Annotated in this window: 15 protein-coding genes and 1 pseudogene; 9 read left to right on the top strand and 7 right to left on the bottom strand. The window is 70.2% G+C overall.

All coding sequences use genetic code 11. The features are described from left to right. The first annotated feature begins 118 nt into the window (after positions 1-118). Positions 119-1,213: an iron-sulfur cluster carrier protein ApbC gene (gene apbC / locus LRS14_RS09275; RefSeq protein ID WP_046111624.1), complete on the top strand. Its 1,095-nt coding sequence runs from the start codon at positions 119-121 to the stop codon at positions 1,211-1,213. Between the two features lie 21 nt (positions 1,214-1,234). On the opposite strand, the gene LRS14_RS09270 is transcribed toward apbC, so the two are convergent. From LRS14_RS09270 to LRS14_RS09255, 4 genes are all read right to left on the bottom strand, one after another. Continuing rightward, a complete protein-coding gene (locus LRS14_RS09270; RefSeq protein ID WP_257799354.1) occupies positions 1,235-4,171 on the bottom strand; it encodes a S8 family serine peptidase in 2,937 nt (978 codons plus the stop codon). Between the two features lie 250 nt (positions 4,172-4,421). After that, positions 4,422-5,123, bottom strand: a complete 702-nt coding sequence (locus LRS14_RS09265; protein WP_257799353.1) for a PEP-CTERM sorting domain-containing protein — start codon at positions 5,121-5,123, stop codon at positions 4,422-4,424. Between the two features lie 156 nt (positions 5,124-5,279). Continuing rightward, entirely contained in the window at positions 5,280-5,684 is a 405-nt protein-coding gene (locus tag LRS14_RS09260; RefSeq protein WP_257799352.1) for a hypothetical protein, read from the bottom strand. Further along, entirely contained in the window at positions 5,681-6,208 is a 528-nt protein-coding gene (locus LRS14_RS09255; RefSeq protein WP_257799351.1) for a DUF962 domain-containing protein, read from the bottom strand. Before LRS14_RS09255 ends, LRS14_RS09260 begins: the two co-directional genes overlap by 4 nt. Before the next feature lie 136 nt (positions 6,209-6,344). Between LRS14_RS09255 and LRS14_RS09250 the strand changes: the two genes are divergently transcribed. The 4 genes and pseudogenes from LRS14_RS09250 to LRS14_RS09235 all read left to right on the top strand — a co-directional run bounded on the left by LRS14_RS09250 (position 6,345) and on the right by LRS14_RS09235 (position 8,880). After that, positions 6,345-6,917 carry a phosphatase PAP2 family protein gene (locus tag LRS14_RS09250; protein ID WP_052736084.1) on the top strand — a complete coding sequence of 191 codons (573 nt, stop codon included), beginning with the start codon at positions 6,345-6,347 and terminating at the stop codon, positions 6,915-6,917. A gap of 60 nt (positions 6,918-6,977) precedes the next feature. Next, entirely contained in the window at positions 6,978-7,547 is a 570-nt protein-coding gene (gene dcd / locus LRS14_RS09245; protein WP_046111629.1) for a dCTP deaminase, read from the top strand. Positions 7,548-7,594: 47 nt separating this feature from the next. Beyond that, a pseudogene (locus tag LRS14_RS09240) lies at positions 7,595-8,468 on the top strand (neutral zinc metallopeptidase). 19 nt (positions 8,469-8,487) lie between these two features. Beyond that, on the top strand, positions 8,488-8,880 hold the full coding sequence (locus LRS14_RS09235; RefSeq protein WP_046111631.1) for a DUF1801 domain-containing protein: 393 nt from the start codon (positions 8,488-8,490) through the stop codon (positions 8,878-8,880). Between the two features lie 27 nt (positions 8,881-8,907). Here the strand turns inward: LRS14_RS09235 and LRS14_RS09230 are convergent, their stop codons facing one another. The 3 genes from LRS14_RS09230 to flgA form a co-directional block, all read right to left on the bottom strand. Further along, positions 8,908-9,315 carry a hypothetical protein gene (locus LRS14_RS09230; RefSeq protein ID WP_257799350.1) on the bottom strand — a complete coding sequence of 136 codons (408 nt, stop codon included), beginning with the start codon at positions 9,313-9,315 and terminating at the stop codon, positions 8,908-8,910. Between the two features lie 112 nt (positions 9,316-9,427). Continuing rightward, entirely contained in the window at positions 9,428-9,718 is a 291-nt protein-coding gene (gene flgM, locus LRS14_RS09225; RefSeq protein ID WP_046111633.1) for a flagellar biosynthesis anti-sigma factor FlgM, read from the bottom strand. A gap of 97 nt (positions 9,719-9,815) precedes the next feature. Then, on the bottom strand, positions 9,816-10,601 hold the full coding sequence (flgA, locus tag LRS14_RS09220) for a flagellar basal body P-ring formation chaperone FlgA (protein ID WP_257799349.1): 786 nt from the start codon (positions 10,599-10,601) through the stop codon (positions 9,816-9,818). Between the two features lie 138 nt (positions 10,602-10,739). Here flgA and flgB point away from each other — a divergent pair, with 138 nt between their 5' ends. The 4 genes from flgB to flgE all read left to right on the top strand — a co-directional run bounded on the left by flgB (position 10,740) and on the right by flgE (position 13,729). Beyond that, the gene (gene flgB, locus LRS14_RS09215; RefSeq protein WP_046111634.1) at positions 10,740-11,156 is read left to right on the top strand and encodes a flagellar basal body rod protein FlgB; all 417 of its coding nucleotides are present in this window, start codon (positions 10,740-10,742) and stop codon (positions 11,154-11,156) included. A gap of 115 nt (positions 11,157-11,271) precedes the next feature. Continuing rightward, positions 11,272-11,754, top strand: coding sequence for a flagellar basal body rod protein FlgC (gene flgC, locus LRS14_RS09210; protein WP_046111635.1), 483 nt, complete (start codon positions 11,272-11,274; stop codon positions 11,752-11,754). An 18-nt stretch (positions 11,755-11,772) separates the two neighbouring features. Next, a complete protein-coding gene (locus tag LRS14_RS09205; RefSeq protein WP_046111636.1) occupies positions 11,773-12,435 on the top strand; it encodes a flagellar hook assembly protein FlgD in 663 nt (220 codons plus the stop codon). A gap of 25 nt (positions 12,436-12,460) precedes the next feature. Continuing rightward, positions 12,461-13,729, top strand: a complete 1,269-nt coding sequence (flgE, locus tag LRS14_RS09200) for a flagellar hook protein FlgE (RefSeq protein ID WP_046111637.1) — start codon at positions 12,461-12,463, stop codon at positions 13,727-13,729. Positions 13,730-13,751 lie beyond the last annotated feature (22 nt).

Genomic DNA, 13,751 nt, shown 5'->3' with positions numbered 1-13,751 from the left:
CAAACGGGGCGGAGGATATGCGCGCCCGGCGCCGCACTTGTAAGCAGCCGCCATACCCGGTGGCGTCGGCCCGGCCCTGCGGCGAGCCGGCCGGGCGGCCTTCGTTAGACTGCCCACCATGTCCAGCCCCACCGAAGCCGCGCTGCTTGCAGCCCTCCAGACCGTCGTCGACCCGAACACCGGCGAAGACTTCGTTACCACCCGGCAGCTGCGCAACCTGCGCATCGACGGCGGCGACGTGGCCTTCGACGTGCAGCTCGGCTACCCGGCGCAAAGCCAGTTTCCGGCGCTGCGCAAGGCGCTGGTGGCGGCCGCGCGCAGCGTGCCGGGCGTGGAGAACGCCAGCGTCAACCTCAGCAGCGTGATCGTGGCGCACGCGGTGCAGCGCGGCGTTCAGCTGCTGCCCGGCGTGAAGAACGTGATCGCCGTGGCCTCCGGCAAGGGCGGCGTGGGCAAGAGCACCACCGCGGCCAACATCGCGCTGGCGCTGGCTGCCGAGGGCGCCACCGTGGGCCTGCTGGACGCCGACATCTACGGCCCCAGCCAGCCCATGATGATGGGCGTGCAGGGCAAGCCCGAAAGCCACGACGGCAAGACGATGGAGCCGCTGGTGGGCCACGGCGTGCAGGTGATGTCCATCGGCTTCCTGGTGGAGCCCGACCAGGCCATGATCTGGCGCGGCCCCATGGTCACGCAGGCGCTGGACCAGCTGCTGCGCCAGACCAACTGGAAGAACCTCGACTACCTCATCGTCGACATGCCCCCGGGCACCGGCGACATCCAGCTCAGCCTGTGCCAGCGCGTGCCGCTGACGGGCGCGGTCATCGTCACCACGCCGCAGGACATCGCGTTGCTGGATGCGCGCAAGGGCCTGAAGATGTTCGAGAAGGTGGGCGTGCCCATCCTGGGCATCGTCGAGAACATGGCGGTGCATGTGTGCTCGAACTGCGGCCATGCCGAGCACATCTTCGGCGCCGAAGGCGGCCGCAGGATGGCGGCCGAGTACCAGGTGGACTATCTGGGCGGCCTGCCGCTCAAGCTCAGCATCCGCGAGCAGGCCGACTCGGGCCGGCCCACCGTGGTGGCCGAACCCGACAGCGAGGTGGCCGGCCTGTACAGGGCCGTGGCCCGCCAGGTGGCGGTGACGGTGGCGCGCAAGGCCAAGGACTTCTCGGCCAAGTTCCCCACCATCACCATCTCCAAGACCACCTGATCCTGGAGAGGCCGGGGCACTCTACGGCGCCACCTGCACCAGGTCGGCCTCGCGGCCGGCCCGTGCGTCCCAGTGCAGCATCAGCAGGCCGCTCTGGCCATGGGCGTCGGCGGCGACGCCCGGCGTCCGGGTCACCGTCAGCGCACCGCTGCGGCCCGCCGGGAGGGTGAAGGCGTCCAGGCCCACGCTGTACTTGGGTCGCGCCGGGATGTAGGTGTTGCCCACCACCACGTCGGTGAGCGCGCCGCTGTAGTAGTTGTCGAAGGCCAGCACGTCGAAGCGGATGCGGCTGTTCAGGTTGGTCACGCCCAGGTCGGACGCCAGCACGGTGAGCACCGCATTGCTGGAGTCGAGGTCGGCGTCCAGGTAGAAGTTCGCCACCGCCTGTCCCTGGTTGCTGCCGTCGGGGTTCAGCCGCTGGGCGTACACCAGCGTCTGCCCGCTGGTGCCGAAGCCACCGTTCTCCGCCGTGTAGATCACCGCGTCGTCCACGCCGTCGCCGTTCACATCCACGTACACATCGAACTCCGCCGGATAGGCGGGATGTGCCCGGCGGCCGAAGGTGGTGATGGCGAACTGCAGTGCCGGCACGCCCACGTCCACCAGCCGCACGCCGGTGGCCTTCAGGTCGATCAGGGCCACCTCGCCCCCGGCCGGCGCCTGCACCACGCTGATCTGCGGGCTGATGCCGGTGAGCGCGAACACGTCGGTGTAGCCCGGCGCGGCGCCACCCACGTTGCTCACGCCCAGCAGGCCGCTGCTCTCGCCTTCCAGCGCCACCGAGGTGGTGGACGGCAGCACGTTGGCCGCCTTGTGCGGCAGGATGTGCCACGGCACCGAGACGGTGCCGGCCGAGTCGCTCAGCGTGACGTAGCCATCGAACTCCACGTCGCCCAGCAGGGCGCCGTTGCCTTGGTTGCCTGCGAAGCCCAGGTTCCAGGCGGGCAGCTTGCCGGCGTCCAGCGTCAGCGTCAGCACGAAGGCCGCCGTGGCGTTGGCCGGCACCGTGATGCTGGCCGGCGCGGCCAGCGTAACGGCGCCGCGCGCCTCGTCGGCCGCATAGCGGAAGCTGCGCTGGATGGCATAGGTGCGGGCGGAGTTGCTGTAGTTGCGCACCGCCACCTTGCGGCTGATCTTGCTGATGCCGGTGGCCCGCACCACGCCGAACGACAGGCCCACGCTGTACGGGTTGGTGGCATCCCACACGCCGGTGGTGAGCGTGGCGCTCTTGTCCACGCGCAGCTCGCCGGCACCGATGCGCGACACCGGCGCCAGCACGCCGGGCAGCGTGGCGGGGTTGGTGTAGACCTCGGCATTGGCGCCGTTCATCAGCCGCGCCTTGATCTCCACCGGCGTGGCGGCCGGGAACTTCTGCAGCAGCAGCGCGGCCGCGCCGGCCACCATCGGCGTGGCGCCGGAGGTGCCGCCGAAGCTCTCGGTGCCGGTGCCGGTGCCGTAGACCGCCGAGACGGAGGCACCCGGCGCGCCGATCTCCGGCTTGATGGCGCCATAGCTGTACGACGGCCCACGGGCCGAGGTGCTGGCCATGCTGCCCACCAGCGGGATGAGGTTGCTGCGGCTGACGGTCACCGTCACGCCGGAGGCCAGCGCCGACTTCAGGCGCGCGCCCACTTCCTGGCCGATGACCAGCGTCTGCACCAGGTTGGTCTCGCCGCCGGAGCTGAAGGTGGGGGCCTCGCCCGGCGCGTTGTTGGCCAGCAGCACGCCGAGGGCGCCCTTGGCCGAGGCATTGGCCACCTTGGTGCTGATGTTGCAGCTGCCGCGGTCGATCAGCGCCACCTTGCCGGTGAAGTCGGGCGTGGCCTGCGGGGTGCAGGACAGCCGCGCGTCGGCGGTGCTGCCATAGGCCAGCAGGCCGCTGAAGCCGCTGGTCACCGGCGCCCATTCCACGGTGTTGGTGTTGCCGTAGGTGCCGGCGATGGACGCCGGTGCATTGACCACCAGTGCGATGGCACCGGCCGAGGGCACGGCCGTCTGCGCCACGCTGATGGCTTCCGGCGCGGTGGAGGAGGAGCTGACGATGTACGGCCGGTCGGCCGCATTGCCGGCCGCCGCCACCACCACGATGCCGAACCGCACCAGGTTGCTCACCGCCTGCGAGCTGGAGTCCTCGCGCTGGCCGTAGTCCGCACCCAGCGAGAGGTTGATCACGTCGGCGGCGTCGGAGAAGTCGAGGTCGCCGTTCGGGTCCATCGCCCAGTCCAGCCCGGCCAGCGTGGCCACGCCGCTGCAGCTGGTGCTGACGCTGCTGCACACCTTGACCGCGTAGATGCTGGCGCCGGGCGCCATGCCCTTGTGCTTGCCGTCGGTGCTGGCGCCGGCGGCGATGTCCGCCACGTGGGTGCCGTGGCCGGCGTCGCTGCCGGCGTCGATCGGGTTGGGGTCGGGCGCCAGCGCGCCGTTGGGCCAGGTCTCGCCCACGAAGTCGTAGCCGCCGATCACCTTGGCCGTGGGAAACACCCCGGGCGTGACCACCGTCGGGTTGTTGGCGGCTGCGGCGAAGGCGGCGGCGGTGCCGGCGCCGCCCAGGTTGCGGTGGGTGTAGTCCACGCCGCTGTCCAGCACGGCGATGCGCTTGCCGGCGCCGGTGACGCCCAGGTCCTGCAACGCCTTGGCGCCCACGTAGGGCACCGTCTCGCCCAGCGAGCGGCGGCTGTCCGGCACCGGCAGCACGCCGGTCACGCCGGCCAGGCGGGCTATCTGCGGCAGCCGGGTGGCGGGCGCGGAGATCACCAGCGCGTTGTAGCTCTTGCTCACGCGGGCCAGCTCGGTGCCGCCCAGGCCGCGGATCTGGCCCATCAGCGCATCCTGCTTGCTTTTCAGGCTGGCCATGTAGGCCTGGCGCTGGGCCAGGCCCATGGTGCCGAAGCCCTGCTTGGCATTGGGGCCCATGGCCACGGCCAGGGGCGCGTCGGTCAGGCGCACCACCACCTGCACCTGGCCGCTGCTGCGCGGCCAAGCGGGTGGGGCTGGCCGCGGTGACGGCGGCGGGCAGCCGCAGCGCCTGTGCATGGGTGCCGGCCGCGGTCTGGGCCTGTGCAGCGGGCTGCAGGCCCAGCAGCGCACAAAGCGCCAGGCCCAGCGCCTTCAAGGCGCGAGGAGTTGTCTGCATGCGATCTCCGATGTGTAGAGGAGCGACGTTGCAAAGCCGGCGAAGGCCTCTTGGGCCAGCGCCGCGGTGCCGGGTTCAGCCGGCGTGGTGGTCCGCGTGCGCGGTGTGGCGCTGGCGGCGGCGGAGCGCGGCCAGGCCGCCCAGGCCCAGGGCCAGCATCAGCGCGGCGGAAGGCTCGGGCACGGCGGCCACGCTGGCGCCGGTGAGCGCGATGGAATAGGCGAGCGACGAATCCGCATTGACGGGAAAGCCGTTCAGCCAGGAATCCAGCGGGCCACTGGCCGGGTTGCCGTACGCCAGTTCGGTCAGGCCGGCGGGCTGCACGAACAGGTCTTCGCCCAGGCCGTCGCGGGCCGAGAAGCCGCCTTGGGCGACGCCAAGGTAATACAGGCCGTTGCTCAGTCCGCTATAGGGCGTCAGCGCAGGATTCAGGCCGCTGGCCGTGTCGTCGCTGGCGTAGACGCCGAACCCGTCCATGTCGAACAGGAAGAGCGCGGTGTCGTCGGAGCCTGCCGTCGCGGTGGCGCTGAACGTGGCGGCGTCGGTGATGCGGATGCCGAACAGGTCCACCTGGTAGGCGAAGGTGTTGTCGAGCAAGGCCACCACGTCCAGCCGGCCGGTGATGCCGGTCAACGCCGCGCCGGGGCTGCCCAGCGGGATTTCAGCCGACACCGGCACTTCGCCGGCGTCGATCTCGTTCCATGTCAGGGCGGCGGCGCCCTGGGTGAAGCTCAGCGCCGCGGCCAATGCGGCGGCAGCCAGGATCGAACACTTCATCGATGGGTCCCTTCTGGGTGAGAAGAACGACTGCTTAGCCTTTCGCTACGGATGCGAAACGAAAGGACGCACAGTTGTCACATATTTCACGCCAGCCGACCCCCCTAGTTCGTGGGGGTGACCCTTGAAGTCTGGAACTTTTCAGTAACCGATCGCTTACTTGAGCGGCAGTCCGGTGCGCAGGCCACAGCGGCCCGCCATGCAGGCCGCACCAGGATCGGGCACCACGGAGCAGGTGGAGGCACGGCCGTCACCCGCCGCGGCCGGCGTTTGCGCCTGGGTGTAGCGGTCGGCCAGCGCCTGCAACTGGATGCCGTCGGTCACCTGCGATGACCACGGTAGCCAGGCCTGCGGCCCGCCGCAGGCCTTGCGGCCCACCGCCATGGTGTGGCATTGCTCGTCGCTGGTGCAGGCGGCGCTGCCGATCGCCTCGATCAGCAACTGCTTCTCCGCATTGCCGGGCGGGCTGAGCGGCGGCGGCTTGGCCACCGGGGCGGCGCTGCAGGCCAGCATCAGGCTGCAGGCGGCGACGGTGGCCGCGAAAAGGCCGGCGCGATTCATGCGGGGCTGTGCAGGTCGCGCAGCACCGTGGGGCCGGCGCGGCGCTCGATGTCCGACAGCAGCTGGCGGCAATAGCCCATCGCGAACAGCAGTTCGGCGGCGACGAACATCGGTCCGATCAGCAGCCCGCTCAGGTCGTCCACGAAAGCAGGCTTGCGGCCTTCGTAGTAGTGCCCCTCGAACTGGATCAGCCAACCCAGGAGGAAGCTGCCGATGCCCCAGCCCAGCCACTGCGCCACGCTGCCGCCGGCCAGCGTGTGGCCCAGCGCCAGCAGCAGCGCGTTCAGCAGGCTGACGGCGATGCCCACCGCCAGCTGCCCGCGCGTCAGGTACCACAGGGTGGCCAGGCCCCAGGCGATCCAGGCGGGCGTGAGCGCCAGCGTGCCGGTGCCCAGCTCGGGGCGCGCCAGCAGCACGCCCACGGCGAAGACGATCAGCGGGATGCCGACGAAATGGGTGGCGATGTTGCGGCGGTCGCGGTGGTAGGTGGCGTACTGCACCAAGAGATCGTTGGCCTTGCGCATGACGGCTGTCTCCTGCAATTCGTGTGCGTGAGGGATTGACGATGACGATAGCAGTGGTAGCGCGGGCGTGCAGCGGAACTTCCCTGCGTCCCCCCTGTCCGCTACCGGGTTCGTGAACAAGGAGCGAGGTGGCTGCATGTCGGACCGTGATCTGTTCGAAGTGTTCAACGCGCCGGAGGGCCTGCACGGCGGCTGGCTGCTGCTGGTGCGCCTGCTGTCCGGCCATGTGGCGTGGATGACGCTGCTGGCGGTGGCGGCCACCCTGGTGCTGGGGCCGGTGGGGCTGCGCCGGGCGATGGCGCGGCTGGTGCACGGCGCGGTGCTGTCTGCGCTGCTGGCGGTGGTGGTGTCGCTGCTGCTGCGCCAGCCGCGGCCGGGCGACCTGGCACTGGGCCACCAGTACTTCCATGCGCTGCTGCCTTCGGGCTTTCCCAGCGTGCAGGTGACGGTGCTGTGGGCACTGGCCCTGGGCGCGCTCACGCTGCGCCCGGCCTGGCCCTGGCTGGGTGCGCTGATGCTGCCGCTGGGCCTGGTGGTGGGCTGGGCCCAGGTGTACGCGGGGCTGCAGTTCCCCACCGACGTGCTGGCCGCGGCGCCGGTGGCGGCGGTGGGCGTGGGCATCGCCCATCTGCTGCGCCGGCCGCTGGAGGTGGAGCTGACGCAGCCGCTGCTGCGCTGGATCGACGGCCTGCGCCGGCAGCGGCGCTAGCCGGTCGGGCACGGGAGGCCGCTGCCTACAATCCGTGCCATCACCTGGAGCAGCCCCCGCATGAGCATCAAGAGCGACCGTTGGATTCGCCGCATGGCCGAAGAGACCGGCATGATCGAGCCGTTCGAGCCGGCGCAGGTGCGTACCGCGGCCGACGGCCACCGCATCGTCAGCTATGGCACCAGCAGCTACGGCTACGACATCCGCTGCGCCCCCGAATTCAAGATCTTCACCAACATCAACTCCACCATCGTCGACCCGAAGAATTTCGACGAGAAGAGCTTCGTGGACTTCCAGGGCGACGTCTGCATCATCCCGCCCAACAGCTTTGCGCTGGCGCGCACGGTGGAGTACTTCCGCATCCCGCGCAACGTGCTCACCATCTGCCTGGGCAAGAGCACCTATGCCCGTTGCGGCATCATCGTCAACGTCACCCCGTTCGAGCCCGAGTGGGAAGGCTACGTGACACTGGAGTTCAGCAACACCACGCCGCTGCCGGCCAAGATCTACGCGGGCGAGGGCTGTGCCCAGGTGCTGTTCTTCGAGAGCGACGAGGTCTGCGAGACCAGCTACAAGGATCGCGGCGGCAAGTACCAGGGCCAGCGCGGCGTCACGCTGCCGAAGGCCTAGGCATCGGCCTTGCCGCAGCATCCGACCAACAACGTCAGGAGGCGGCAATGAAGTGGGAAGGCGAGCAGCAGAGCAGCAACGTCGAGGACCGGCGCGGCGGCGGCGGCGGCGGGCGGGGCATCGGCCTGGGCGGCGGCAGCATTGGCCTGGGCAGCGTGGCCATCGCGCTGGTGGCGGGCTGGATCTTCGGCATCAACCCCTTGACGCTGCTGGGCCTGATGGAAGGCGGCGGCCAGGCGCCCACCAGCCAGAACGCGCCGGCCACCGCGCCCCCGCCTACCGACCGCGAGGCCGCCTTCGTCTCCACCGTGCTGGCCGACACCGAGCGGGTGTGGCACGCGCAGATGCAGCGCGGCGGCGCCACCTACCAGGAACCGCGGCTGGTGCTGTTCCGCGGCGCGGTGCGCACCGCCTGCGGCACCGGCCAGTCGGCCATGGGGCCGTTCTACTGCCCGGGCGACCAGAAGGTCTACATCGACCTCGGCTTCTTCGACACCCTGCGCCAGCGCCTGGGCGCGCCCGGCGACTTCGCCCAGGCTTACGTCATCGCCCACGGTGGGCCACCATATGCAGAACCTGCTAGGCATCACCGGCAAGGTGGATGCGATGCGCGGCAAGGTGCCGGAAGCGCAGATGAACCAGATGTCGGTGCGCATCGAGCTGCAGGCCGATTGCCTGGCCGGCGTGTGGGCGCACGATTCCCAGCAGGGCAAGGGCTGGCTGGAGCAGGGCGACCTGGAGGAGGCGATGAATGCCGCCTCGCGCATCGGCGACGACACCCTGCAGAAGCAGTCCGGCGGCACCGTGGTGCCCGAGACCTTCACTCACGGCACCAGCGCGCAGCGGGTGGCCTGGTTCCGCCGAGGCCTGGCCGCCGGCAACATGAACGACTGCAACACCTTCGACACGCGCAACCTCTAGGCCCCCTCCGGAAGCCCCCATGCGTCACCTGGTGCGCTCCGCCGCCCTGATCGAAGCCTGGTTCGACATGCTGCCGCCGCAGCAGCAGCCCAGCGCGCGTGCGCTGCAGACGCTGGTGCTGCGGGCGGCGCCTTCACTGGGGCAGGCGGTGAAATGGGGCAACCTGATCTTCACGGTGCACCACTTCCATGCGCTGGCCATCGCGCCCTACAAGAGCCATGTGCACCTGCAGGTGTTCCGCGGCGCGGCGCTGGTGGGTCGATTCCCGATGCTGGAGGGCACCGGCCGCGGGCTGCGCCACCTCAAGTGGCGCTACAGCCAGCCGCTGGACGAGGAACTGATCGCCGACCTGGTGCATGCCACGGTGCAGCTGATGCAGCAGCAGCCCGGGCCGACGACGGCGGACGACTGAGGCACCGGCCACGCCGGCGCGCAGGCTTCAGGCCTGGATGACGCCCGACGACGGGCCGCGGTCGGCGGTGCCGCCCGCGCCGTACAGGCCGTTGGCGGCCGTGATCTGGCCGGGCATCAGCGCATCGATGGCCCGGTCCAGCGCGGCGGTGGCGCGGGCCAGGCTTTCGCGCTGCGCCGCCACCCGGCCGCTGGCCTGCGCCAGGCGCTGGCGCAGGGCCGGCGGCACACCGCCCTGGCGCGCGGCCTGGGCGAAGCGGTTCACCGCCGTGGCCAGCGAGCGGTGCAGCTCGGTGGCCTGCACCTCGATGGCGCTGGCATTGCTGTCTTGCAGCGCCTGCCCGAGGCTGCTGAGGTGCAGCTCCACCGCGGCGAGCGCGACCTCCAGGTCCTGGCTCTTCGACGAGGCGCCGGCGGCGGTGGCAGGGTTCAGCATGGCGAGGTGGGTGCTGCAGGGCGTGGATGAAACTGGGCGCTGCCGCGCACGCCCGATGACGTGCGCCGGCAGCGCCCTGTGGAACTCGGTCCGCCGGTGAGGGCGGACGGGATCAATGCGAGCCGCGGCGGCTCAGCAGTTCCTGGGCGTTGGAAATCAGCTTGTCCGCGATGGCTTCCGGGTTGACCTGGAACTTGCCTTCGCGGATGGCGTTGGAGATGCGCTCGACCTTGGCCGCATCGAACTCGGCGCTGCTGTCGCCCAGCGACGTGGCGGCCGACGACAGGGTGACCTGCGTGCTGGCTTCCGGCGTCGCGGCTTTCTCGGGCTTGGCTGCGGGAGCGGCGGTGCGGTCACCGGCCACCGGGGTCAGCGGCGCGTTCTCGAGGGAACCGATCTTCATGGTGTGCTCCTGACAGCGGGGAGGGGCCGCCTTTTCAACATGGTCGTTGTATCGGTGGCTGCTGACGGGACTTTAGGGCTGGCGGAGAAGTTTTTGTTCACAGGGCGATTTCCACCTGACGTTCGGCCACGGCCACGCCGCTGAGGATGCGCCCGGATTCGGTGCGTATGCGGACCGCCTGGCCTTCAATGCCCGGCGACATGGCCAGCGCTTCGCCGGCCACGCTGTAGCCCTGGCCCTGCGCCACGACGCGCACCGTCTCGCCGGCGGCGAACCACTGGCGGGCGCGCAGGTCGCGCTGGTGCAGCGGATCGCCGGCGGCCAGCGGCCGGGCCAGGGTGCGGCCGGCCACCAGGGCCGGCAGGCGGATGGCGGGGGAGGGGTCGGCGGCGATGTCCGTCTCGGCCATCACGAAATCGTCGGCCTGCAGGCTGGTGCCGGTGGCCAGGGCCCGCGTGGCCACGAGGGACGGCGCGAACACCTGCACCGTCACCGGCAGGAACACATTCCAGCGCGTGGCGCCCTGCAGGCAGCGCAGGCCGATGCGGGCCTTGCCCCACAGCCGCGTGCCGGAGGGCAGATAAGGCTCCACCTGCTGGCAGGGGGCGAGTTTCAGGCGCGGGTCCAGTTCACCCAGCTCGATCTCCACCCGCATGCCGGGCACGGCCGCGCGCGAGGCCGCCTGGGCCAGCTCGCGCACCTGGCGGGCCAGGGCCGCGTCCACGCCGCGCGGCGTGGCGGCTTCGGCCTGGGCCTGCACGCCGGCATGGGCCAGCAGCGCCATCAGGCCGGCCAGCAGCCACAGCACCATGGCCGGCATGCGACGGCCGTCGGCCAGGGGCCGGGCGGCAGCGGTGCGGGGGGTGCTGGGGGAGGTGTCCACGGCAGCCAATGTAGGCCGCGCCAGGGCGCCGGCAGGCAGCGAAGTAGCTGCCGAACACCCTGCTATTTGCACTGTTGTGGCGGGGGGTGCTGCCGACAATGGCCGCCATCCCGGCAGACCCTGCCCAGGGGACCTTCGATGATCGAACGCCTTACCGACACGCTGAACTTCCAGACGCAGGCCCTGCAGCTGCGGTCGGAGCGCCAGCAGATGATCGCCAGCAACATCGCCAATGCGGACACGCCGGGTTACGTGGCGCGTGAGATGGACTTCTCGCAGGCCCTGCGCAACGCGGTGGGCCAGCGCAGCCCGGCATCGCAGCTCACCACCACGTCGGCCGGCCACCTGCCGGTGGGCATCGGCAGCCTCGGCCCGGCCGGTGCCGAGCAGCGGTATGCCGCGCCTTCGCAGACCAACCTGGACCGCAACACCGTGGACATGGACCGCGAGCGGGCCAGCTTCGTGGACAACACGCTGAAGTACGAGGCCTCGCTGCGCTTCATCAACGGCAGCGTGCGCTCCATGCTCGACGCCATCAAGGGCCAGGCGGCATGACGACCGTTGAAGCCAGGCAACGCGGCACCACGCGGGCCGAGCGCCGGGCCGCTCCCAAGCCGGCCCGCACCCCCCTCGGGGGTGGTCCGGCGTATTCGACGAACCGGGGGCAGACATGAGCATGTTCCAGATCTTCAACGTGTCCGGCAGCGCGGTCAGCGCGCAGAGCCAGCGGCTGAACACCGTGGCCTCCAACCTGGCCAACGTGGACACCGTGGCCGGGCCCGACGGCACCGCCTACAAGGCGCGCCAGGTGGTGTTCCAGACCGAGCTGATGGGCGCGCAAGGTGCGCAGCTGGGCGGCGGCCGCATGCGCGTCGGCACCGTCGGCGGCGGGTCGCTACCGCCCGACGGCGTGGCCTCGGCGGCCGGCGTGCGGGTGTCCACCGTCACCGAGTCCGACACCCCGGGCCGCCGCGTGCACGACCCCAAGAACCCCAGCGCCGACGCCGACGGCTACGTGACCTACAGCAACGTGAATGCGGTGGAGGAGATCGTCAACATGATCTCGGCCTCGCGCTCCTACCAGAACAACATCGAAGTGATGAACACGGCCAAGACCCTGCTGCAGAAGACGCTGCAGATGGGCAACGGCTGAACCTGAGGCCCGACCCGCATGAGCAGCACCACCACGCCCGTCGCCGGCGTTTCCCTCACGGGCAACGGCTTCAACTACACCGGCACCGCCACCGCGGAGGCCACCGACCCCAGCGACCGCTTCCTCAAGCTGCTGGTGGCGCAGATGCAGAACCAGGATCCGTTGAACCCGATGGACAACGCCCAGGTGACCAGCCAGATGGCGCAGATCAGCACCGTCACCGGCGTGGAGAAGCTCAACACCACGGTGGGCGGCCTGAATGCGCAGTTCGTGCAGATGCAGGCGCTGCAGGGCGCCACGCTGGTGGGCACCGACGTCATCGTGTCCGGCAACAAGCTCTCCACCAACGAGGCCGGCGTACGTCAGGGCGGCTTCGACCTGGGCGGCGCCGCCAGCTCGGTGAAGGTGGAGGTGCTGTCCGGCAGCGGCCAGGTGATCGACACCATGGACCTGGGCGCGCAGACCACCGGCCGCCACAGCTTCGACTGGAAGCCGTCGGCCGGCGTGTCCGCCTCCAACGGCGCCAGCTTCCGCATCGTGGCCAAGAACGGCGCCGGCGACGTGACGGCCACGCCGCTGATGCGCGACAAGGTGGACGCCGTGACCACCGGCGACACGCTGCAGCTGGAGCTGCGCAGCAGCGGCACGGTCAAGTACACCGACATCAAGTCCTTCAACTGACGCACTTCATCCACAGGACCGCATCATGAGTTTCCAGCAAGGCCTGTCGGGCCTGAACGCCAGCAGCAAGAACCTCGACGTCATCGGCAACAACATCGCCAATGCCAACACCTTCGGCGCCAAGACCTCGCGCGCCGAATTCGCCGACATGTACGCCACCGCGCTCAACGGCACCGGCGCCAACAACATCGGCATCGGCGTGAACCTGCAGACCGTGGCCCAGCAGTTCACGCAGGGCAACATCACCAGCACCGAGAACGCGATGGACCTGTCCATCAACGGCGGTGGCTTCTTCCAGGTGAGCGATGGCCGCAACCCCACCATGTACACCCGCAACGGCCAGTTCAAGGTGGACCGTGACGGCAACATCGTCAACAACGAGAAGCTGAACCTGATGGGCTACCCGGCCGATGGCGCGGGCGTCATCCAGCCCGGCCTGGCCCAGCCGCTGAAGCTGCCCACCGCCGGCATCAGCCCGCAGCCCTCCACCACCATCGACCTGGAGATGAACCTGGATGCCCGCCTGGGCGCCACCGCGCCCACCACCGGCGCGGCCATCGACTTCAGCGACGCCACCACCTACAACAACGCCACCTCGCAGACCCTGTACGACGCCAAGGGCCAGGAAGTGGCGATGACCTACTACTTCCAGAAGGCGGCCTCGCCTGCCGACACCTGGAACGTGTTCGCCACCGCCAACGGCACCACCGTGGCCGGTACCGACGCCGCGCCGCTGCCGGTGACGACGATGAGCTTCACCACCAACGGCGGCAGCGTCACCAGCCCGGTGGGCCCGATCACGGTGGACATTCCCGCTTCCACCAACGTGGCCGGCGCGCCCACGCTGCCGATCACCGGCATCCAGCTGGACCTGACCCAGTCCACGCAGTACGGCTCGGGCTTCCGCGTCACCGACCTCAAGCAGGACGGCTATGCCGCGGGTACGCTGTCGGGCATCGCGGTGGAGGACAGCGGCATCGTGATGGCGCGCTACTCCAACGGCGAGAGCAAGCCGGTGGGCCGCATCGAGCTGGCCAACTTCCGCAACACGCAGGGCCTGCAGCCGCTGGGCGGCAACCTGTGGGCACGCACCTTTGCGTCGGGCGATCCCATCGTGAACGTGCCGGGCGAAGGCACCATGGGCGCGCTGCAGGCCGGTGCGCTGGAAGAATCGAACGTGGACCTGACCGGCGAGCTGGTGAACATGATCACCGCGCAGCGCATCTACCAGGCCAATGCACAGACCATCAAGACGCAGGACCAGGTGCTGCAGACGCTGGTCAACCTGCGTTGACCACCCGCCGCCGGCGCACTGA

The organism is Aquincola sp. J276, assembly GCF_024700035.1.
Classification (GTDB): domain Bacteria; phylum Pseudomonadota; class Gammaproteobacteria; order Burkholderiales; family Burkholderiaceae_C; genus Aquincola; species Aquincola tertiaricarbonis.
The sequence above is the reverse complement of the archived record's forward strand: the minus strand, read 5'-3'. Positions and strand labels throughout refer to the sequence as shown.